Below are 21919 nucleotides of genomic sequence, written 5' to 3' on the forward strand. Positions count from 1 at the left end.
GGGGAACATGCTGGACGGCCCGATCGGGCCGAACCGTCCAGCATGGTGTTTATTTCGGCCGTATCGCGTCGGCTGTACCCTGGATGAAGGCCTGAATCTTGACCACATCCGCTTCCGTGAGCTTGCCGGTAAAATCAGGCATGCCCTTGTCCTTGAATGGCCCGTTGAAGACGATGTCCTTCAGGTTGGTGATGGTCTCGGTGGGGACATAGCCCAGGTTGGGCACATTGCCGCCCTTATCCACGCCGGGCACGCCGTGGCAGGTCGCACAGGCATTAACGTAGATCGAAGTCCCCTCCGGCACGTGAGCGGGATCGTATTTGACCCCGGTCAGCAGATTGCCGATCTGGTACTTGGTAAAGGCTGGCAACGGAGCCTTGCCGCCAATGGCAAAGGTGTAGACCGTGCCGGGCGCCTCGCGATCGGTGGCGCGCTGGGTGATGCCGAATACGCCGCCCCATCCAACCGCCACCGAGACGTATTGCACGCCATCGACCACATAGGTCGCAGGCGCCGCCACGACGCCGGTGCCGACCGGCGTCTCCCAGAGTTTCTCGCCTGTCTTGGCGTTGTAGGCGATGAACCGGCCGTCCGCGGTCCCTTGGAACACGAGATTGCCGGCCGTCGTGAGCGTACCGCCATTCCAGGGCGCGATGTATTCAGCGCGCCATGCTTCTTTCTGCTTCACCGGATCCCACGCGATCAGGCGACCGAATGGCGGGTTCTTCGGCGGCTCGGCATTGAGCGAGAAGCCGACATTCCAGCCGGTGGTGCCGCCGAACTTGTTCGAGCCCTGCGCATTCTGCACCAGCGCCTTCTCGCCCGTGAGGTTCAAAGGCACGCCCTGCGCCGGCAGATAGACCAGACCGGTTTGTGGATTGAACGACATCGGATGCCAGTTATGGGCACCGAACGGTCCGGGAATGCTGTCGAAGGATTTGTCCGGCGAGCGGGCTTCCGGCACCTCGATCGGTCTTCCGCTGGCGTCGTAGCCGGTAGCCCAGTTCACATCGACGAAGTTCTTCGCCGAGATGAACTTGCCGTTGGTGCGATCGATGACGAAGAAGAAGCCATTCTTCGGCGCGTGCAGCACCACCTTGCGCGGTGCGCCGTCGATGGTGAGATCGGCCAGGATCATCGGCTGCGTCGAGGTGTAGTCCCAGTTGTCGCCGGGCGTTTCCTGATAGTGCCAGAGATATTTCCCGGTATCGGCATTCAGCGCGACGATCGAGCCGAGATAGAGATTATCGCCGCCTCCCGGACTGCGCAGATTGCGATTCCACGGCGAGCCGTTGCCGGTGCCGATATAGACCATGTTCAGGTCGGGATCGAAAGTGATCGTATCCCAGGCCGAGCCGCCGCCGCCATTGACCCAGTATTTGCCGGCCGGATCCCAGGTCTTCGCCGCGGCAGCCATCGAGTCGTCCTCGAACGGCTTGGCCGGATCTCCGGGCACCGTGAACCAGCGCCATGCCTGATTGCCGGTCTCAGCGTCATAGGCCGTAACGTAACCGCGCACGCCATATTCGGCGCCCCCATTGCCGATGACGACCTTGCCGTTGAACACGCGCGGCGCGCCGGTGATCGTATAGGACATCTTGCGGTCGATGACGGTGTCCTTCTCCCAGACCTTCGTGCCGGTCGCGGCATCCAGTGCGACCAGCCGGCCGTCATAGGCACCGACGAACACCTTGCCCTTGTAGAGCGCGACGCCGCGATTCACGACATCGCAGCAGCCACGATAGCCCTTCTCGCGATCTACGCCGGGATCGAAGGTCCATAGCCGCTTGCCGGTCCGGGTATCGACGGCATGCACCACGCTCCATGGCGCCGACACATACATGATGCCGTCCACCACAAGCGGCGTCGCTTCGACGCCGCGGATGGATTCCAGATTGTAGGTCCACATCAGGCCGATATCTTTGACGTTCTCGGCCGTGATCTGATTGAGCTTGCTGAAGCGCGTCTCGGCATAGTCGAGGCCGTAAGTCGGCCAGTCCTTGGACGTCGCCGTGTTGGCTGTAATTGCGGCGCTGTCGATCGCCGACGTGACGGCCTTGATGTGATCGGAAGAACCTTTGGTCTGCGCCTGGGCGGCACCGCCCAGCACTGTCGCGCCAAGCGCTGCTACGATGGATGTTCGGAGCAAACGGGGCAATATTGTATGTGAGTTGAGTGTCCCGTTGAAAAATGGACGCAAGGGCGCGCCCCGACGAGCAAGCTGTCTCATGCATTTCACTCCCAATGGCCTCTGGCGGGCCTGTCGCGATGTTACGCGCAGGAGTTGAATCGTCAACAGATGAGAACAGTTCCAGATTTTTCTCTGTCGCGTTTTGCATCGCAAAGCTCGCGCAAATCCTTTGAACCATCTGGTGAGATATAAGCGATCGGCTGCGCTTGCCCGCCCCTCGCCTATCGTTATGATCGCGCGACAGAGATGCGCATAGCATCCGCAGTATTGAGGGGAAACGCCATGAACATCACGCAGGGCTTGCGCCGTGCGCTGCAGACCAGCCCGCAGACAATAGCGACCATCGATGGCGATCGCCGCCGGACATGGCGCGAGGTTGGAGATCGCGTTGCGCGGCTCGCCGGTGCGCTGCAAAAGCTTGGCGTCAAGCACGGCGACCGCGTGGCGGTGCTGATGCTGAACTCCGACCGCTATCTCGAACTCTATCTGGGTATCGCCTGGGCCGGCGCTGTGATCGTGCCGACCAATGTGCGCTGGAGCCAGGCCGAAATTCTCGACTCCCTGCTCGACTGCCGTGCCACGGCGCTTGTCGTCGACAGCGCCTTCGCCGCCATGGGCGTCGAACTTGCCAAAGCGATGCCACTCACGCTGGTCTATGCGGACGACGAAAAAGGTCCCGCGGAAGCGCACAACTACGATGAGCTGGTCCAATCGACAGAGCCCGTGCTGGATGCGATGCGGACACGCGAGGATCTCGCGGGTATCTTTTACACTGGCGGCACCACAGGCCGTTCCAAGGGCGTGATGCTGAGCCACGGCAATATCATGAGCAACTCGCTGCACATGATGAGCGAAGGCCTGCTGCCTTACGGCTCGGTCTATCTCAATGCCGCACCGATGTTTCACGTCGCCAATGGCGGCGTGATGTTCACCTCGCTGGCCTCTGGCGGCACCAATGTCATCGTCCGGATGTTCAATCCGGAGTTGGTAATGCAGACCATCGCCCGCGAGAAAGTATCGGCGACGTTGATCGTCCCGACCATGATCCAGATGCTGGTCGATCACCCCGCTTTCGCGACCGCCGATCTGTCATCGCTGAAAATCATGATGTATGGCGCCTCGCCGATCAACGACGCGCTGCTGAAGCGTGCGATGGCGGGCATGCCGGGCACCGAATTCCATCAGCTCTACGGGATGACCGAACTGTCGCCGCTGGCGACGCACCTGCCGTGGGATCAACATTTCGGCGAGGAAGCCACCGCCAAGAACCGTCAACGCGCCTGTGGCCGCGCGGCGATCGGCTGCGAGGCGCGTATCGTCGACGCCAATCGCAAGCCTGTGCCGAATGGTGAAGTCGGCGAGGTCGCGGTCCGCGGCCAGAACGTCATGATGGGCTATTGGGAGCGACCGGAGGAAACCGCCAAGGCCGTGATCGATGGCTGGATGCATACAGGCGACGGCGGCTACATGGACGATGAAGGCTACATCTATCTCGTCGACCGGATGAAGGACATGATCATCTCAGGCGGCGAGAACGTCTACTCCACCGAGGTCGAGAATGTCGTCGCACAACACCCGGCCGTGGCGCAATGCGCCGTGATCGGCATTCCCGATTCGCAATGGGGCGAGACCGTACACGCCTTCGTCATTCCGAAACCCGATGCGAGTGTCAATGCCGGCGAGATCATCGCTTTCTGCAAGGAGAAGATCGCCGGCTACAAGTGCCCACGCAGCGTGGACGTCCGCAGCGAGCCCTTCCCGTTGTCAGGTGCCGGCAAGGTGCTGAAGCGCGAGCTGCGGCGGCCATTCTGGGAGAATGCCGCAGCGGCGCCGCAAGCCAGGGCGAGATAGGCCCGAACTCTACGGCGCACCGGTGAGCTCGAACACCTCGCCGTCATAGCCGGCCTCGATCGGAATCCGCAACTGGCGCTTGTCGCCATCGCGCGTGACGATGGGTGTGACGCTGACGATCGTACTGCGGCTCGCGTCGTCGAGTGCACCCGCGACGCTGGGCTGCTTGCCGAGCTTGATCAGATTCCGCGTGGTCGGGAACGGCAGCGTGAAACGGCCCGATGCGCCGCCTTCCAGCGCTTCGCGTGGCGACAGCCAGATCGAATCCGTGGACTCCTTGCCGTCATGCATACCGACCTGTTCAGGCGGCGCCTCGGCGAGAAAGAACCAGGTGTCGAATCGCTTCTTCATGCCCTCCGGTGTGATCCAGTGCGCATAGGGCACGAGCAGATCGAGCGCGAGTTCGAGATCGTTCTCGGCGATGATATCGGCGAATTTGACCTTGCCCTCGTTCAGCGCGTCGCGATGCTGATCGGCGATGGCGCTCGCCTTCGTCGCGGCGATCAGGTCGTTAGAGCCGCGCGGTCGCGCCAGCAGGATGCGGCTTTCCTCGAAAGTCTCGCGGATCGCGGCGATCTTGAAAGCCAGCGCATCGGGATCGAGGCCGTCACCGCCGCTATATAGGTTCGGCTGCGTACCGATCTCGCGATCTCCGGCATCGACGCTGCCGCCGGGAAACACCAGTGCGCCCGATGCGAATTCGATCTGATAGTGCCGCACCATCATGAAGACGTCGATGGCGTCGGTTGCACCCTTGCGCAGCAGCAGGATGGTGGAAGCAGGACGCACAACGCCGGGCTCGCTTGGCATTCAGTTTCTCCCTGATCGGCATTCTTTGATGCCTGTTGTGCCGGCGATCGCCGACCTCTCGTTTGTCATGCCCGGACTTGATCCGGGCATCCATCTTTTACTTGGCAACCCTGAAGATGGATGGCCGGGTCAAGCCCGGCCATGACACTTCTGGGGAGTTATTAACCCGCAGCGCTCGACTGCGGTGCGATGTTCGCGCGCTTATCATAGCGAGCCACGCGAGACAGGAGATAATCGACCTCCGCCTTCGCCTGCGCCGTGATCGCGACACCCGGCTTGCGCTGCGCGGCCGAGGCAATGACGCCGCGCTTGTGCAGTACATATTTGCGGACCGCGAGGCCGATGCCGAGCTGCTGCTCGTAGCGGATCAGCGGCAGATGAGCATCGAACAGATCGTGCGCCTTGTCGCGCTCGCCCTTCTTCTGGAGATTGACGACATCGATCAGCAGCTCCGGGAAAGCATAACCCGTCATCGCGCCATCAGCGCCGCGTTCCATTTCGAAATCCAGGAACACGCCGCCATTGCCGGTGAGGATCGAGGTTTCGCGCAAGCTGCCGTCCTTCTGGAAGTTGCGCAGCGCGGTGATCTTCTCGAGGCCCGGCCAATCCTCGTGCTTCAGCATCACGCAGGACTTGGAGTCCATGATGATCTTGCGGATCACCGCGGGGGTCATGACCACGGTGAGGGTCAGCGGATAATCCTGCAGCACCCACGGCACGTCATCGCCAATGGCATCCACCGCCTGCTTGAAATAGTTGGAGATCTGGTCGTCGGTGCGCAGATGCGGCGGCGGGGCGATCATGACGCCGGCAGCGCCCGCATCCATCGACTTCAGCGCCAGCGAGCGCATGGCCGCAAAACCCGGCGCGGAAACGCCGACGATGATCTGCATCTTGTCGCCGGCACGCTTGATGAAGCGGGTGGCCACGGCCTCGGACTCGGCCCCCTCCAGCTTCGGCGCCTCGCCCATGATGCCGAGCACGGTCACACCGTTGCAGCCGACCTGGGCATAGAAATCCGTCAGGCCGTCGATCGACTTGTCGTCGATGCGGCCGTCGTCGAGGAACGGGGTCGGTGCGATGGCGAAGGTGCCGGCGGCTTTGGCGGTCAGTTTCATGGTTACTCTCTGGATATTGGCGCTTGGAACGGACATTCTGATCGGACACTATCATCCATCAACAAGGCTTCAAAGTGCGAGAGACAGCTTCGGAATGCATCGCCCCGGTATCGAGCCGGACGCGACCGTTCCCGCATCCACCGCCCCCTCACGGCGGTAAAACCCGGCTGCGCCCGGATCAGCCTCAATGATCATGACCACGGCACCCACTTGGCGCGCTGCTGCCTTTGCCCAGTCCAGCAGGATACGCCCTGCTCCTGATCGCAGTTGATCCGGCTCGACGAACAGTCTGTCGAGCTGGGCGACTTCGCCCGCGATCCTGACCTGAACCATGCCGATCACGCGTCCGTCGCGGACGGCGACCTGAAGTAGCGAGCTGCCAAAAGTCTCAGGCGTCAGCGTGAGTTCATCACGGCACGCCGCCATGAAGGCAGCGTCATAGCCCCAGACGGCCTTGGAGCGCAGGCAGAGTTCGGTCAGCGCTGCGGCCTCGTCGGGATGCGCGCCGCGAAGCGTGAGCATCCCTGAGGTCATGGACCTAGAACCGCCGCGCGCCGTGTTTGGTATCTTCCTCCGAGAAGAAGATCTCGCCGGCATGGGTCACCACGTCCTGCGCACTCCAGCCGTCATGGGGCGGCTTCCAGCCTTCCATTTCCATCATCTTCATCTCGCGAACGCCGCGCGGGCCGGACACGCCGAGAACCTTGCCGGTCTGGCTGCCTGAGAGATCGCTGACCATGTAGAGCACCGCCGGCGCGATACCGTCCGGACCCAGGGCCGCGCCGGGATTTTCGATATAGCGTGGCAGGTCCGCGGTCATGCGGGTCAGCGCGCCCGGCGCCAGCGTCCAGACGCGGATGTTGTATTTACGGCCCTCGATGGCCAGCACATTGGACAGGCCCCAGATGCCGCCTTTGGCTGCGCCGTAATTGCTCTGGCCGAAATTGCCGATCAGGCCGGAAGTCGAGGAGGTATTGACGATGACGCCGCCGCCATTTTCCTTCATCCATTTGAAGGCCGGCTGGGTGACGCAGAATGTGCCTTTGAGATGCACCTTCATGACCTTGTCCCACGCAGCTTCCGTGGCCTTGGCGAAGGTCTGGTCGAGCAGGATGCCGGCATTGTTGACGAGGATGTCGACCTTGCCGAAGGCCTTGATGGCGGCGTCGAACACCGACTGGCCGCCTGATATGGTCGAGATGTCGGCGCCGTTGGCGATCGCATTGCCGCCTTCCTTCTTGATGGCGTCGACCACCTGCTGCGCCATCGAGAGGTCGGAGCCGGAGCCGTCGCGCGGGCCACCGAGATCGTTGACCACGACGGATGCGCCTTCGCGTGCGAACAGCTTTGCGTAGGCTTCGCCGAGGCCGCCACCGGCGCCTGTGATGATGGCAACCTTGCCGTCGAGAAGACCCATGACGTTCTCCCTGTATTTTTATGATTTTGTTTTTTGTTTTGCTCCGTCATGGCCGGGCTTGACCCGGCCATCCACGTCTTACGTCTTGAGGATTGAGTTCTAAGCCAGCACCGTCTTGCCGCTCTTGATCACGGTGACGCCGCGTTCCTTCACCTTGGCCTCAAAACTCACCACGTTGCCGTCTTTCCACATCTCCATGGTGACGGTCTCGCCCGGAAACACCGGCGACGAGAACCGGACCGCATGCTGCTTGAAGGCCGATGGATCGTAGTCGGCATAGGTCTGCAGCACGCCGCGGCAGGTCAAGCCATAGGTGCACATGCCGTGCAGGATCGGCCGCGGGAAGCCCGCGCGCTTGGCGAATTCGGGGTCCGAATGCAGCGGGTTGCGGTCGCCGCAGAGGCGATAGATCAGCGCCTGATCGGGCCGCGTGGTGATATCGACCGTCTTGTCCGGTGCGCGCTTCGGCATCGCATGCGGCTCGGGCTGGCCTTCGGACTTGCCACCGAAGCCGCCATCGCCGCGCGCAAAACGCGAGGCTACCAAGGTCGCCAGCGCCTCGCCGGCTTCATCGCGCAGGATTGTCTGGTGCAGGATCACCGCGCCCTTGTCCGCGCCCTTGTCGAACACGCCGAGCACGCTGCTATCGGCGGTGATCTTCGCAGCCACCGGCAGCGGCTTGTGGAAGGTGATGTCGCGCTCGCCATCGACAACGAGCAGCTTGTTGAGACCCATCTCGCCCGGGCCCGAGCCCCATGCGGCAACCGATGCATAGGTCGGAACAACTTTCAGCGGACGCGGCGTGTAGGTGCCCTCGTTGACGAAGGCCAATTCCTTCTCGTCCATCGGATCGGCGCCCATGCCGATGCCGTAGGCGTAGAGCATCACTTCGCGATCGGTCCACGCATACTTCTGGCCGATGTTCTTCATCGCCATCAGGGCTTCGTAGTTGATGGGCATTTGAGTTCGCTCCCGATTTTCTTGCTTGTTGGGTTTGTCCCGAACTGTCATCGCCCGGCTTGACCGGGCGATCCAGTACAACAGGCCTTTCGGCGTTTACTGGATCACCCGCTTTCGCGGGTGATGACAGTTTGAGTGTGTCGCTACGCTGGCGTGAAGAACGGCAGCGGCGCGCCGTCGGTGGGCTTCCACACCAGTTTCACCTTCTGCCCGATCTTCAGGCTGCCCGGATCGCAGTCGACGATGTTGGTCTGCACCGAGGGGCCTTCCTTCAGCGTCACATAGGCGATCACGTAAGGACCGGTCGCCGACTTGCGCATGTGGCTGTAGGTGTAGATCTCGCCCTCGCCCGACGACTGCTCCCATTCGGTCTTGTCGGAGAAGCAGAACGGGCAGATCGCACGCGGGAAGAAATGCGCTTCGCCGCAGGTCGTGCAGCGCTTGATCATGAACTTGCCATCCTTGGCCGCATCCCAGAACGGCTGCGATTCAGGATTGCCAGCGGGCGTCGGATACTTCTTGGCTTCAGTCATTACACGCGCTCCAGAATAGCGGTCGATGCGGCGTGGCGTACGCCGAGCAGGCCTCCGGTGCCATGGGCAATCGCGAGATCGCAATTCGGCACCTGCACCTTGGGATGGGCTTCGCCGCGCAGCTGGCGCACGGCTTCGAGGATCTTGGTCATGCCGCCGCGATTGACGGGATGGTTGCTGCAGAGGCCGCCGCCATCGGTGTTGAACGGCAGCTTGCCGACGCCCGAGATCAGGTTGCCGTCGGAGACGAACTTGCCGCCGTCGCCCTTCTTGCAGAAGCCCAAGTCTTCAAGCTGCATCAGCACGGTGATGGTGAAGCTGTCGTAGATGGACGCATACTTCATGTCCTGCGGCGTCACGCCCGCTTCCTCGAAAGCACGCGGACCGGACCACACACCGGCCGAATAAGTGAGGTCGAGATCCTTGCCGCCGCGCGGACCCTTCATCGCCTCGCCGTGACCGATCAGGCGGACCAGCGGCTTCTTCAGGCTCTTCGCGATCTCGGGCGTGGTCACGATCATCGCGCCGCCGCCATCCGAGACGACGCAGCAATCCATGCGGTGCAGCGGATCGGAGATCATCGGCGAGTTCAGCACGTCCTCGACGGTGACGACGTCCTTGAGCATCGCGTGCGGGTTGTACTGCGCGTGATGCGAGGCTGCGACCTTGATCCAGGCGAGTTGTTCGCTGGTCGTCCCGTAGTCGTGCATATGACGCATGGCACACATGCCATAGGCATTGTGCGTGGTCGCACCGTAAGCGGTCTCGAAATCGGCTTCGGCGCCCTGCAGACGCGGCGGCATCGCGCCGGTGCGCGGCTTGCCGGCCAGTGTGACGAGTGCGATCGAGCACTTGCCGGCGGCAATCGCCTGCGCGGCATGGCCGAGATGGATGATGTAGGAGCAGCCGCCGGTCTCGGTGGAGTCGACGTGACGCGGCTTGAGGCCGAGATAGTCGACCATCGGCCACAGGCCCCCCTGCGCATCGCCCGCGCAGAAATAGCCGTCGACGTCCTTGTGCGTCAGGCCCGCATCCTCGAGCGCGCCCTTGGCGACTTCGGCATGCAACTGCGCGATGGATTTGTCCGGCGCATGCCGGGTCGGGTGTTCGTAGATGCCGGCGATATATGCCTTGCCCTTGATGCTCAAACGTCTCTCCGATTGGTGTTTCGTCCCAGTTCAGTTTTTTGTGACCTTTCACGGCAGCCTTGGCAAGCGACAACATTTCACGCTGCGGACGTGAATTTCACAGAGCGGAATGGATGCAACACAGCCGGGAGCTTTTTCGCCAGTGATTTAGCGGTTTACCAATCTGGTCAGCGAGCTCTCACAAAAGCGGAGGTCAGGATTTCCGGAAGTGGTGGGCTGGACGGTGCTACGACAATGGCTTGCGCTACGCGCAGGCCGCGACATCCGACATGGATTCAACTGTCAAACAGCCACTGCTCTTCAGACATGCGTCATCGCCCCCATTATTTGCGGCGCGGGGGCGCCGTCGTCTTTTGCATTCCCGCCCCCTTGTGAGAGGGCGTGCGGAACGCCGGGTGCCCGTTGCACCCTTGGGCCTGATGCGATGCGGTCTTCCGCAATTGTGAGTGCATCAGGACTTTCGGAGGCGCCGAGCGATTGCCCGACGTTCCGCCTGCGGTGTTTTTTCGGTTGCTTGCACTTTGCCATGGCGAACGGTCCCATCACCAAAATTAATGTCCCAGGGCGGAGGGACAGGGTAGCCGCAAAGCACTTGGCCGAACGCGTTTTGACTTGGTCGTCCGTCACACTGTCCAGAGGGTCTTTCCATCCGAAGGCCAAACGTCTCCTTGCCAGTGGCAGTGCTGGCGCAGATCCGTCCTGCCCGAAGACAGACGTCACCCCCAAACCGCGTGACGCCGCATCTCCGGCGTCCACCGCATCCCACCCCGCGAACGTGACGATCGCGATCGCCCCTCTCGGTGGGGCAGGACGAAGGGGAATATAAACCTTATGGGGATGTTGTCAACGGAGAATAGGAAAAAATGTTTAGCGCGTCCCCGGCCACAAATTGTCATTCCGGGGCGCGGCCGGCACTTGCCGGACGCGAACCCGGAATCTCAGCGTGGGAGTCTACGATCGCGCCAAACACAGCGGGATTCCGGGTTCGCGCTCTGCCGGCTTCGCCGGCGACGCACACCCCGGAATGACGAGCGTGGGGTGGAATGACGAGCGAGACCTGCCCTACAGCAGCCCCAGTTCCCGCAGCTCGCGCCGCATCGGCTCCGGCATCGCTTCGATACTCGCCGCGGCCTTGCCGAGATCCGGCGGGGCGTCCTTGTCGGTGAGGTAGCGCCAGCCCTGGAATGGGCGCAGCGGGCGCGGCGCGACCGTGACCGGCTTTGGCTGCATCACCAGCCGACAGCGATTGATACCGTCGCTATCGCGGAACGGTTCGATCGCAAGAATCTTTTCGCGCAAGGCGATCTCGCCCTTGATCACCCAATAGAGCGAACCGCCGTCGAGCAGTTCGACATCGCGTTTCGGCACCATGCGGGTGATGTGGATGTGATGCTGGGGTGCGCCGCGCGCTTTTGCTGCGCGCATCCGTTCAGCGAGATAGCTCTTGAAATCCGCGATGGATTCGCAGCCAACGGCGAGCTTGATGAGATGCAGGGGCATGGGTCAGAAATCGGCAGTGCGACGCAGTTTTACAAGGCGTTATCCACCGCTCAGTTATCGGCCGGCGGAGCCTCCGGTGCAAGCTGCACGGGCGCTGGGGCGGCAGGCGCCTGTGGACGAGCGGCGGTCTTCGGTGCGGGCTGCTTCTTCGCGGCAGCAGGTGGCGGCGTTGCCGCCGCGGCGCGCGGTGCAGGCGCCTGCGCATTGGCGGCCGCCGGTGGCTTCACGGGCGTTTCCGTCATGATCGAGATCGGCGGAATCGAGGACGAGGACGGGAAATCGGCCGTGGTCGGCTTGCCGGTCGGAACCGACGCCGGTAATCCGGCCAGCGCGCCCGTCGCTGCGGCCGCAGCCGCAGGCGGCGCGTTCCAGCCGGGCGCATAGCGTGTCACGAGGCCCTCATAGGTGCGCTCTTCCATATTCGCGGCAATCCGCTTGTGATCGGTCAGCGCGGCATAGGCAGCGCAGCTCTCCGGCATGCAGCGATCGCGCGATTGCAGCACATAGGCAATCAGACCGTAGCGATCGCGTTCGATCGCGCGGCGCAGCCCCGCCAATTCAGGCGTCATAGATTTATTCGCTGCGGCGACATCGCCATACGACGTCAAACGATTGATCTGCGCAGCCGAGGCCGATACGGCAGCCGCCACCGAATCCGCCGAGCCAAACAGCACCTTCTCGCAGCCCGCGAGCACCATATCGCCGGCGAGATCGTCGAGGCAGGACAGCGCCGGCAGCGAGGCATTCACCTGAGGCATTGCAACGACGGCGTGCGATGCGTCCTGCCCTGCGGTTTCGGATTTGCGCAGCGTCGCCGCAGCAGCAACGCCGATCGCCAGCAGCGTGATCACGGTCAGCGCACCATTGGCGACGGACTTCTCGGCGCGCAGCAGCGTTGCCAGCACGATCAGGGCGAAGAAGATGGAGGCAGCCAGCGCGAGCCACATCGGGAGCGTCGGCGCGCGCCAGATTTGATCGAGCGAATTCGCCCATACCCCGTTCATCGAGTCGTCCCCGCATATGTGGAAGCCATACTTCCGAAGAAAATGCTTCCAAAGAAAGTCGGGCTGCCATGAACCCGCAATATGCGGTTGTTATGGCACGGCCCCGGTCATGACGAAATCGTGGCGGCGCGGGCCTGGATTCTGATGAAATCAGAACCTTGGCCCCATCTTTTTATTTTGACGCGTTTTCTGGACGCGAACCGGGGTCCACTTCGCTCGAAAACGCTTTAGTCATCCTCGAAGCGCGGAATGACAATGGTCTCGGCGAGGCCCTCGTCGGTCCATTGCCGAAACGCCGGCAGCGCCTGCATCGTATCCATATACGCACGGGCTTCCGGCGTGACATCGATGTCGTAGGTCAGGAACCGGTGCACCACCGGCGCATACATGGCATCCGCGCCGCTGAAGGCGCCGAACAGATACGGTCCATACTTGCCGTAACGCGCGCGGCAATCGGCCCAGATCTGCTGGATACGCCGGATATTGGCCTTGGCATCGTCGGACAGCGCCTTCGCGCGGACCGGCCGGTGCAGGTTCATACCGCATTCGTTGCGCAGCGGCATGAAACCGGAATGCATCTCGGCGGATACCGAACGCGCATGGGCGCGCGCGGCCCGGCCTTCCGGCCACAGCTTTGCATCCGGAAAACGCTCGGCGGCATATTCGATGATCGCCAGCGAATCCCACACCGTGATCTCGCCATCGACGAGCGCCGGCACCTTACCGGACGGGGTCACATCGAGAATGCGCTGCTTGTCGGCGGCATCCGTGTAGAGCGGGACAAACACCTCCGCGAAGGGGATGCCGCAGGCCTTCAGCGCAACCCATGGCCGCATCGACCAGGACGAATAATTCTTGTTTCCGATCACCAGCGACAGCGACATCAACCACTCCTTGCGAGACCGGTAAATTGCCACGCATACGCCGCTGCAAGCAAGCCGCGTGCACAGGCTTGTTGCTGCATCACGGCATGCGTGGCAGAAGTGCCAACTGATACAATAGGTGCTTCATGATCAACTATTCCTGGGTCGACGTCTTCGCGCTGGGCTTCTTCATCCTGGAGTGGACGACCTATGCGATCACGCTGGAGCACACCAAATACGGCCGCGACAGCCTATCGGCACGCATGCACGCCTATCGTGAGGTCTGGATGCGCCGCCTGCTGGAGCGCGAGGCGCGCATCGTCGATACCCACATCATGACCTCGCTGCAGAACGGTACCGCGTGGTTTGCATCGACCACGCTGATCGCCATCGGCGGCTCGCTGGCCCTGCTGCGCGCCACCAATGAAGTGATGCCGATGATGCAGAACCTGCCGCTCGGCTTCAACACCACGCCCGGCATGTGGGAGATCAAGTGCTTCGGGCTGATTTTGATTTTCGTCTATGCGTTCTTCAAATTCGCCTGGTCATACCGGCTGTTCAACTACGTGGCGATCCTGATCGGCGCGATGCCGCTGGCCTCGAAGCGCGACACGCCGGAGGCCGAAGCGCATGTGGTGCGCACGACGCGGATGTTTGGCGCGGCGGCCCGGCACTTCAACCGCGGGCAGCGCGCCTTCTTCTTCGCGCTCGGCTATCTCGGCTGGTTCGTCAGCCCCTGGGTGTTTCTGGTCTCGACGGCAGCCGTGGTGATCGTGACCTGGCGCCGGCAGTTCGCCTCCAATGCCTGGCAGGCCATGGCACCGGATGCCGAAATAAGGGTTACCCCGCGAAATCCTGCGGCGTAAAATCGAGATCGAGCACTTTCCACTCGTCGTATTTGTCGGCCGGCAGCATCGCATAAGGCTGGCAGGCTTCCAGCGCCTGCTTGGCCGCCTGCATCAAAAGCGCGGCCTTGGCCGGCCGCCGCACCTCGATCACCGTGGGCTCCGCGACCAGCCGGCCATCCGGCGAGAACACGGCGCGCAGCTTAACCTTGGCGTCATCGCCGCGCGCGACGGTGGTGGGCAGCTTCGAACAGGTTTTGAGATGCCGCCGGAAAGCGGCGATATCCAGCTTGGACAGGTCCGGCTGCTCTGACGCGGCGCCGCCGCCGAAGCCTTCAGGCAAGCCTAGCATGACGCCGTATTTCACGGTGATATCGGCCTCGGGCTGTGGCGGCGCCTGCTGCGGGCCGGGTTGCGGCGCCGGCGGCTGAGCCTGCAGCGCAGCCTGCTGTTGCAACGGCGGCTGCGTAGCGGGAGGCGCTGACGGAGGCGGCGTTGCGGGAGTGGCCTGCGGCTGTTGCTGGGCTTGCTGCTGAGGTGGCGGCGGTTGCTGGGCGGCCTGCTGCTGCGGTGACGGCGCGGGTTGCTGCGGCGACGTCTTCTGCGGCTGCGGCGGGGTGTTTTGCGCCGATGACTGCGGTTTGGCGGCGACGGCCTGCGTCTTCTGCTCTTCCAGGGTCGGCTTGTTGGTCAGGTCAGGCAGCCGAAATTCCGGCTCCGGTTTCTTCTCTGGCTTTTTCTCAGGCTCCGGCGGCGTCTCCTCGGCCTTCTTTTCGGCCTCTGCGAGCTGCTGCGGCGTCACCAGATCGACGGCAACGCTCTCCTCATGCTGCTCCATCGGACGCGCATCGGCGAAATAGACCCCGGCCGCCAAAGCGAGGTGGCCGACCACCGAGACGGCAATCGCTGCGCGGATGAGGTGCCTTGGTTCCATGGGGCTAATGAGACTTCTATACGCCGACTGGCCCGATCATAGCGTCGTGCCCTCCCCCGCGCCATGTCCGCCAAGCCACAGCTTGCGTCGTGCTGCCTGATCGGTCATGGCAAGGGATGTCCAAACCCAGTTCGAAGACCCCGAAGCCGGCTGCCGCCAAACCGGCCGCCCCGAAACCGAAGCCCTTGCCGCTCGACGAGGCGATCCTTGACGCGCTCACCCGCAACGGCGCGGGCACGCTGAGCCCTCCTGAGATTGCGCATGTGATCGAGCCCGAGGGCGACTGGCACGCGCTCTTGATGCCGATCCGCCGCGCCGCCGTGACGCTAGCGCTCGCCGACCGCCTGGTGATCTATCGCAAGGGCAAGCCGGTCGAAGATCCCAACGACTTCCGCGGCGTGTATCGGCTGGGGTTGCCGAAGGCGGAGTGACGCATCACCGCTTCTTCGGCCCCGGCAGCAATTCGCTGCTGCGGCCGGCGAGCCAATAGGTGATCAGCCCGACCCATTCGTGAACCGCGATATCGCTCCGGCCAAGGCCAGCGCTGGCGGAATCGAAGGTCTCGGTAGCGTCGATCCAGCCGCGCGTGCGCCAGTCCACCGGATAGGCTTCGACATCGAAGCCGACCCTGCGGAACGCGCCGATCGCGCGCGGCATATGCCAGGCGGACGTCACCAGCAGCCAGCGCTCACCGGGCTTCGGCGACACCAGGCCTGCGGTGAAGGCGGCATTTTCGTCGGTGGTGCGGGAAGCGGTTTCCAGCGTGACGCGTTCGGGGGCCACGCCGAAACGCTGAAGCAGCTCGCCGGCAACCGGCGCTTCGGACAGCGACTTTGCAATCAGGCTGCCGGCGCCGCCGGTGAAGACGATACGCGCCTGCGGATAGCGGCGCGCCAGCTCCAGCATCGCCGTTATCCGCTCGCCGGCCGAATTGATCTCCAGCGAGCCGCGTGCCGCGGACGAATCCGAATCGATGGCGCCGCCAAGCACGATGATGCCGTCGGGTGCACGGCCATCGTCCTGCCATTTCGGAAAACGCTCGGTCAGCGACAGCATCAGCACATTGCCAACAGGCGAATAGCCGAACAGCAGCAGCAACAGGATGCCAAAGGTCACCAGCAATGTTCCGACACGCTGGCGCTGCAACAGCACCAGCACAATGCCGACCACGCAGATGATGGCGATCGCATTGGACGGCTCCGTGAAGAAGCCGAGCATCTTGGAGAACGTGAAAAACATGAGGCCCTTGGCTTGCCGGACGGTGTCACTGCATGAGCCATCCTGCCCACAAGATCAATGCGGCAAATGCCGGCTGGCCTTATGGATCAATCCCATTTCGGCGCGAAGCCGTAGTCGGTCAGCCGCCCCTTCGGATGCGCCAGATGCGAAATCCGGGACATCTCGTTTTCGGACAGCATGAAATCGAACACATCGATATTCTCCGACAGACGCTCGACCTTGGAGGTGCGCGGGATCGCCACCGCGCCCTGCTGGACCAGCCAGCGCAGGCAAACCTGTGCTGCACTCTTGCCATGTGCCTTGCCGATCTCGGCAAGCGTTTCATCGCCGCGGACATTGCCCTGGGCGATGGGGCTGTAGGCGACCATGGCCAGACCATTCTGCCGGCAGGCGCCCTGCACCTTCGCCTGGTCGAGATAGGGATGGTATTCGACCTGATCGCAGACCAGCGGCGCGGGACATGCGGCCACAGCCTGTTCGATCAGCGCCACGGTGAAATTCGACAGGCCTATATGTCTGGTCAGGCCCATCTGCCTGGCATGCGCCAGCGCGCCGAGCGTTTCCTCCAGCGGCACCTGCGGGTTCGGCCAGTGCAGCAACAGCAGATCGACCTCGGTCATGCGCAGCCGCGTCAGGCTCTCCTTCACCGAGCGTTCGAGATTGTGAGGCGCGAAATGCGTGGTCCAGACCTTGGTCGTCACGAACATCTCGTCACGGCGAATGTGCGCGGCATGAATGCCCTCGCCGACATCGCGCTCGTTCTCATAGACCTGTGCGGTGTCGATGTGGCGATAGCCGAGCCGGATCGCCTGCTCGACGACACGCGCACAAATGCGGCCGCGCAGTTCCCATGTCCCGAGGCCAATGGCCGGGATGCGGGCGCCGTTTGCTTCCACGAACTGCATCATCTTCTCCTCTGACAGAGGAACGATACGAACGCCGACAAGCTTTCCAGGACATCGCCGGCGCGTCAGCGCAGGCGATGATCCACAGTGATCGTTCAGGCGTCCGCAGCAACCGGTGCCAGCGCCGCGAACACCGTCTCCGGTGCGTGTGCGATCACCGCCAGCAAGGCTCGAGCCGGACCGCGCGGCATGCGCTTGCCCTGCTCCCAATTGCGGATCGTCTCGACGGGAACGCCAAGACGCGCGGCAAATTCCATCTGGGTCAGCTGCGCACGACGGCGCAGATCGCGCACTTCGGCTTCGCCGGGTCGCACCGCGACCGGCTCCGGCACGACAGGCATATCGGGAACCAGCGGCACCTCGTGCCCGTCCCGCAATTCGACGATCCGTCCGTCAGCCTTCAACCGCAAGCGCATGTTCGACCTCATTGCGCGTGATGGTCGTCGATTACCGTTAAGGAGCGGTGAAGACAAGTGAGCCGGCGATCCCGGTGTTGGCGATCGTCGACCCCAAGAGATGCGGGATGGCCGGGCACCCTTGTTGCTGAAACCGCGTGAAACATGCTTCGGCGAGCGAGACCGCTTTGAACCATGAGCCGCCATCCGGGCATCGATAGGCATTCGGCTCGGGTATGTGATGCAGGTCGTGCGGGAGCGGGCATGGCTCGCTCCCATCCGTCGCAAAGCGCGAACGCTGCTCGCAGCCACTTCAATTCGTTGTGGTCTTGCCGCCGCGCATGGACACAAGCTTGTTTTCACGAAATCGGAGAATGAGCCAAGCGGTCTCATCGAAACCGTCTGCGAGCTTTCCCTCGTGCGAATACACGATCTGAGCAGCTTCCGACTTCGACGGCGGTCCCAACGCCGTGATTACCTCCTGACGCGACATACCTAAATGCAGCTTGCCGTCGAAGATGACGGGCGAGAATTTTTCCGGGATAATGCCGCAATCGGTCGAAGCCCCGGCGTCTTTCTCGGTGAGCTCTTCAACGATTTCCGTGACGACATGATCCGGGCCGCCTATCTCCCCGCCGGACACGACCCACAATCGATGCTGCGCGCGCCGATAACACAGCCAATAGATACTATCTCCAGCGTCGCCTCGGTGTTGGATGGTCCCTTTGCCCAGGGCTTCGCGAACCGCGTCGAGCCGCGTCTCCTCGAAGCGGCCCGCAAATGAGCCTAGCGAAAAGCGGGTCGCCAACCTCGTTACGACCGTCGGCGGCACGCGCTCGAACGCACGTTCGTTGATTGGGGGCGGCGGTGTCTGCGCGGAGCAGTCATCCGAGGGGATCGCAAATAAAAGCAGGAGCAAGAAGAGCGACTTTCGACCATCAACTCCGTATTGGCCTACATTAGACATTGAGCGCATCTGCAATAGCTTCTCTCGTTTAACAAGGATGGTCGAACCAAATAAAATCGTGACGAAAGAGGAATACTTCAGGTTTTGTTCGAAGGGCTGTCACGTCGTTTGCAAAAACAGCGGAAAGCTCTCGCGCTCTGCCCCCACATCGACGATACGCCTATGCGAGAGACAATTGAGAGTGGGACTAAGAGGTCTCAGTGCTCGTTGACCGCAGCGCCGAGCTTGATCAAGCTCAGCGCGCGGTTCGCGGTCTCGCGCAGGCGGCAGTAGTTCGCGTCGCCCCGGTACATGCCGGGCTCGACTTTGTCGAAGACCGCGCAGAAGCGATCACGCGACGCGGCGAAGGTTTTCTGCGAGTCCTTGACCGCGTTGATCACATCGGCGAACCCGCCGGCCTCAACCTTCTTTAGCGCCTCATTGGTTTTCTGCGTCCAAATGGCGAGTTCGCGCGAGGCGCAGGCTCTCCATTTGGCGACGTCGTCATTCACGCCCTCCGCCTTTTTGATGCAGGGGTCGGCGACGAGCCCGACGCACGCGCCGCCCAAACCGCCGGTTTCCCCTGCGGTCTTCAGGCAAGCATCGATCACTGCAACGTCGGCGGGCGCGGTGCCTTGGGCGAAAGCTATCGACGAGAGCGAGAGGCTTGCGGCGAGCAGCGCGACGGAAAGTTTGAGCTTCATTTGATATCTCCGTTCGGCGCATCGAAAATATGGAACGCAATACCACCGTGAGCAAATGAAGCCCCGCGAGCCGGTACACCGGCGGGTGTGGCGGAAGGGCCGGACGTCGAGTGGGAAAGCGAAACGAGCGGGTACGCGGCTTTCGCTACGCTCTCTTCAATCAATGCCTTTGAATATGCCTTGGCCTGGCTCACGAGATTTTCAGACAATAAGTGACGCATGCAACTTTGGTCATCGAAGGCCCAGCATTGGTTCATCTGAATGTGGAATAGGAGCGCCGACGTGGCGACTCTGAAGATCGCAATTCAAGTTGTATGGACGATATCTGTAGTTGGAGCGGCCACATTTTCAGTGCTCCTTATGGCTGGCAGCAGCACGGATTTGTTGGCGCTCTTGCCCTAAGCTCTGTCGGCTTCGCTTTGAGTGCCGTTGTCGCCGCAAGCCCGGCCTTGGTGCTGCAATTGTTGCGTTGAGCACGCTGCTACGTTGACGGATAACGACGGCAGGACCGGTTTGGGGCACCCACCGGCTACGCCGCTGGCAACACTATGAGACTTCAAAATTGAACAAGATCGCCACGAAGACTGACGAAGGTGGCATGAAACGCTTTCTGATTTTCCCGGCTCTCTTTCCGCCTCTTGCGTTGGTCGTATTCACGGCGCCTGATGGGTTTAAGAATCTTCTCGATTGGATGGTTGAGTCCTACGCAATCGCGGTTATCTCGGCCTTGCTGCTGGCTTGGGTCGATTGGATGCTTTCTGCAAAGCCACTCCGAGTTATGGGAACGGCGGTGACGGCAGCACTCCCTGCAGTCTTGATCATGCTTTTCATGTGGGGAGGATCAAACGACTTATGGCCAATCTTGATGGTTGGGCTCGTCGGAGGACTACCAGCCGCGGTGTGTTCGTGGCTATCCGATGGCCGAACGTTAAGCATGAGCGCGCGAGCGAACAGCTAAAGTTTAATTGGCTCTCCGACCGACTTGCGGTCGGTCGGAGATGAGAGCGAATCCAGGTGTGACGCCATCGATCGCCTTTCCTGACCGGTCTAGACGACGCCCTTCGTCCTAAGCGCCGCGATCCGTTCGCCGTCGTAGCCGATGGTGGACAGGATTTCGTCCGTATTGGAGCCGAGCAGCGGCGGCGCGCGATAGTCGGTGATCGGCGTGCCCGAAAACATCAGCGGATTGCGCACAAGCGAAAGCGCCGGCTCGAAGGGATGGTCTGAGCTCACGCGCATACCGCGGGACTTCACATGAGGGTCCGCGAAAACCTGATCGAAGTCGTTGATCGGGCCGGACGGTACGCCGACCGCCTCCAGACGCTCCAGCCAGTAGGCGACGGGCTGCTTCAGGAAAAGACCGGCGAAGATGGCCATGATCTCCTTCCCATGAACGACACGGTCGTTGTTCTTCAGGAAGCGCGGATCCTTGGCCAGGTCCGGCTCTCCGAGCACTTCGCAGGTCCGCTGGAACTGGCCGTCATTGCCATTCACGAGCATCAACTCGCCATCGGTGCAACGGAAGACACCGGCAGGCATGCCGCCATTGCCCCAGGTTCCGCGCCGCGGCGGGACTTTTCCGCTGATGAGATAGGGTTGGAGCCAATGTGAAAGGGAGGCGATCACCGTATCGAACAGACAGGCATCGATTTGCTGTCCCTCGCCGCCGCCGGCATCGCGATGATAGAGCGCCGACATCACGCCGATGGTGGCATTCAAGCCGGTCATATAGTCCACGATCGAGGGACCGACCTTCATGGGGCCCTCGCCCGGCTCGCCATCGAGATGGCCCGTCACGCTCATGAGACCACCCATCGCCTGCAGGATCGCATCATAGCCGGCGCGTGTGGCGTAGGGACCGGTTTGTCCGAAGCCCGTCACCGAGCAGTAAACGATGCGCGGGTTGATGGCTTTGATCGCGTCGTAGTCGAGGCCATAACGCTTGAGGTCACCGACCTTGTAGTTCTCCAGCAACACGTCGGCGGTCTTGACGAGTTCGCGAATGATCTCCTGGCCTTCAGGCTTGGCCACATTGACGGTGACCGATTTCTTGTTGCGATTGGCGCAAAGATAGAAGGAGTTGTCTCGCCTGCTGCCGTCCGGGTCGTTCAGATAGGGAGGGCCGAACGCACGGGAATCGTCGCCGGTTCCAGGGCGTTCGATCTTGATGACTTCGGCGCCGAAATCGCCAAGCATCTGACCCGCGATCGGGCCGGCAAGCACCCGCGTCATATCGATAACCTTGATGCCCGAGAGCGGCAGAGCCGGCATGTATTCCTCCTGTTATGTTCATTCGTCGCGTCGGCCACGGAGAACGTGTGAAGCGAGCGCTTACAGGAAAATCACCCCGAGTGCACCGCTTTGTGAGCATGAGGGCTATCCCATTCAAGAGGGTACGGAACAGCGCTCTTGATTTCCGGATGCCGAAATTTCAAGACTGAGCAGCCCCCTATGCATCATCAGGGGTAAGACCGCATCCAGAGTAAGGCCGACCGCTTTGCACCAGAAGGAGACATGAGCGCGGCGTCGCGCAGGCAACAGCGTTCAGCCCTTGCT

22 protein-coding genes are annotated in these 21919 nt (G+C 62.1%); 4 read left to right on the forward strand and 18 right to left on the reverse strand.

Going from position 1 to position 21919, the window contains the following annotated elements:
- Positions 1 to 49: 49 nt before the first annotated feature.
- Positions 50 to 2230, reverse strand: coding sequence for a PQQ-dependent dehydrogenase, methanol/ethanol family (locus tag BLW80_RS17010; RefSeq protein ID WP_093758829.1), 2181 nt, complete (start codon positions 2228 to 2230; stop codon positions 50 to 52).
- Positions 2231 to 2473: 243 nt separating this feature from the next.
- Here BLW80_RS17010 and BLW80_RS17015 point away from each other — a divergent pair, with 243 nt between their 5' ends.
- Positions 2474 to 4042: a long-chain-fatty-acid--CoA ligase gene (locus BLW80_RS17015; protein WP_093758830.1), complete on the forward strand. Its 1569-nt coding sequence runs from the start codon at positions 2474 to 2476 to the stop codon at positions 4040 to 4042.
- A 9-nt stretch (positions 4043 to 4051) separates the two neighbouring features.
- Here BLW80_RS17015 and BLW80_RS17020 read toward each other — a convergent pair whose 3' ends face one another.
- The 10 genes from BLW80_RS17020 to BLW80_RS17070 form a co-directional block, all read right to left on the reverse strand.
- Positions 4052 to 4852 (reverse strand): NUDIX hydrolase, encoded by an 801-nt coding sequence (locus tag BLW80_RS17020; RefSeq protein ID WP_093758831.1) that lies wholly within the window; start codon positions 4850 to 4852, stop codon positions 4052 to 4054.
- Between the two features lie 161 nt (positions 4853 to 5013).
- On the reverse strand, positions 5014 to 5970 hold the full coding sequence (locus BLW80_RS17025) for a dihydrodipicolinate synthase family protein (RefSeq protein WP_093758832.1): 957 nt from the start codon (positions 5968 to 5970) through the stop codon (positions 5014 to 5016).
- Between the two features lie 69 nt (positions 5971 to 6039).
- A complete protein-coding gene (locus BLW80_RS17030; RefSeq protein WP_244528276.1) occupies positions 6040 to 6504 on the reverse strand; it encodes a GNAT family N-acetyltransferase in 465 nt (154 codons plus the stop codon).
- A gap of 4 nt (positions 6505 to 6508) precedes the next feature.
- Positions 6509 to 7387 carry an SDR family oxidoreductase gene (locus tag BLW80_RS17035; protein ID WP_093758834.1) on the reverse strand — a complete coding sequence of 293 codons (879 nt, stop codon included), beginning with the start codon at positions 7385 to 7387 and terminating at the stop codon, positions 6509 to 6511.
- A gap of 99 nt (positions 7388 to 7486) precedes the next feature.
- Complete coding sequence (locus tag BLW80_RS17040) at positions 7487 to 8347, reverse strand: MaoC/PaaZ C-terminal domain-containing protein (RefSeq protein ID WP_093758835.1); 861 nt, start codon at positions 8345 to 8347, stop codon at positions 7487 to 7489.
- 143 nt (positions 8348 to 8490) lie between these two features.
- Positions 8491 to 8880: a Zn-ribbon domain-containing OB-fold protein gene (locus BLW80_RS17045; protein ID WP_089267252.1), complete on the reverse strand. Its 390-nt coding sequence runs from the start codon at positions 8878 to 8880 to the stop codon at positions 8491 to 8493.
- The gene (locus BLW80_RS17050; protein ID WP_089267251.1) at positions 8880 to 10028 is read right to left on the reverse strand and encodes a thiolase family protein; all 1149 of its coding nucleotides are present in this window, start codon (positions 10026 to 10028) and stop codon (positions 8880 to 8882) included. Before BLW80_RS17050 ends, BLW80_RS17045 begins: the two co-directional genes overlap by 1 nt.
- 1062 nt (positions 10029 to 11090) lie before the next feature.
- On the reverse strand, positions 11091 to 11528 hold the full coding sequence (locus BLW80_RS17060) for a DUF1489 family protein (RefSeq protein ID WP_089267250.1): 438 nt from the start codon (positions 11526 to 11528) through the stop codon (positions 11091 to 11093).
- Positions 11529 to 11578: 50 nt separating this feature from the next.
- Positions 11579 to 12532, reverse strand: coding sequence for a hypothetical protein (locus BLW80_RS17065; protein ID WP_093758837.1), 954 nt, complete (start codon positions 12530 to 12532; stop codon positions 11579 to 11581).
- Positions 12533 to 12759: 227 nt separating this feature from the next.
- Positions 12760 to 13416, reverse strand: a complete 657-nt coding sequence (locus BLW80_RS17070) for a glutathione S-transferase family protein (RefSeq protein WP_093758838.1) — start codon at positions 13414 to 13416, stop codon at positions 12760 to 12762.
- 128 nt (positions 13417 to 13544) lie between these two features.
- Here BLW80_RS17070 and BLW80_RS17075 point away from each other — a divergent pair, with 128 nt between their 5' ends.
- Complete coding sequence (locus BLW80_RS17075; RefSeq protein WP_081421764.1) at positions 13545 to 14261, forward strand: DUF599 domain-containing protein; 717 nt, start codon at positions 13545 to 13547, stop codon at positions 14259 to 14261.
- Here BLW80_RS17075 and tolA read toward each other — a convergent pair.
- On the reverse strand, positions 14236 to 15174 hold the full coding sequence (gene tolA, locus BLW80_RS17080; protein ID WP_093758839.1) for a cell envelope integrity protein TolA: 939 nt from the start codon (positions 15172 to 15174) through the stop codon (positions 14236 to 14238). The genes BLW80_RS17075 and tolA overlap by 26 nt on opposite strands.
- A 116-nt stretch (positions 15175 to 15290) precedes the next feature.
- Between tolA and BLW80_RS17085 the strand changes: the two genes are divergently transcribed.
- Entirely contained in the window at positions 15291 to 15605 is a 315-nt protein-coding gene (locus BLW80_RS17085) for a DUF3253 domain-containing protein (RefSeq protein WP_093758840.1), read from the forward strand.
- Between the two features lie 4 nt (positions 15606 to 15609).
- On the opposite strand, the gene BLW80_RS17090 is transcribed toward BLW80_RS17085, so the two are convergent.
- From BLW80_RS17090 to BLW80_RS17110, 5 genes are all read right to left on the reverse strand, one after another.
- On the reverse strand, positions 15610 to 16413 hold the full coding sequence (locus BLW80_RS17090; RefSeq protein WP_093758841.1) for a YdcF family protein: 804 nt from the start codon (positions 16411 to 16413) through the stop codon (positions 15610 to 15612).
- 86 nt (positions 16414 to 16499) lie between these two features.
- Positions 16500 to 17318 (reverse strand): aldo/keto reductase, encoded by an 819-nt coding sequence (locus tag BLW80_RS17095; protein WP_093759135.1) that lies wholly within the window; start codon positions 17316 to 17318, stop codon positions 16500 to 16502.
- Between the two features lie 95 nt (positions 17319 to 17413).
- Positions 17414 to 17734 carry a helix-turn-helix domain-containing protein gene (locus BLW80_RS17100; protein ID WP_081421759.1) on the reverse strand — a complete coding sequence of 107 codons (321 nt, stop codon included), beginning with the start codon at positions 17732 to 17734 and terminating at the stop codon, positions 17414 to 17416.
- Positions 17735 to 18026: 292 nt separating this feature from the next.
- Complete coding sequence (locus BLW80_RS17105) at positions 18027 to 18680, reverse strand: hypothetical protein (RefSeq protein WP_139285847.1); 654 nt, start codon at positions 18678 to 18680, stop codon at positions 18027 to 18029.
- A 197-nt stretch (positions 18681 to 18877) separates the two neighbouring features.
- On the reverse strand, positions 18878 to 19363 hold the full coding sequence (locus BLW80_RS17110) for a lysozyme inhibitor LprI family protein (protein ID WP_093758843.1): 486 nt from the start codon (positions 19361 to 19363) through the stop codon (positions 18878 to 18880).
- A gap of 562 nt (positions 19364 to 19925) precedes the next feature.
- Here BLW80_RS17110 and BLW80_RS17115 point away from each other — a divergent pair.
- Positions 19926 to 20321 (forward strand): hypothetical protein, encoded by a 396-nt coding sequence (locus tag BLW80_RS17115; protein ID WP_093758844.1) that lies wholly within the window; start codon positions 19926 to 19928, stop codon positions 20319 to 20321.
- An 89-nt stretch (positions 20322 to 20410) separates the two neighbouring features.
- Here the strand turns inward: BLW80_RS17115 and BLW80_RS17120 are convergent, their stop codons facing one another.
- Entirely contained in the window at positions 20411 to 21634 is a 1224-nt protein-coding gene (locus tag BLW80_RS17120; RefSeq protein WP_093758845.1) for a CaiB/BaiF CoA transferase family protein, read from the reverse strand.
- Positions 21635 to 21919: the final 285 nt, after the last annotated feature.

This window comes from Tardiphaga sp. OK245, assembly GCF_900108575.1.
Classification (GTDB): domain Bacteria; phylum Pseudomonadota; class Alphaproteobacteria; order Rhizobiales; family Xanthobacteraceae; genus Tardiphaga; species Tardiphaga robiniae.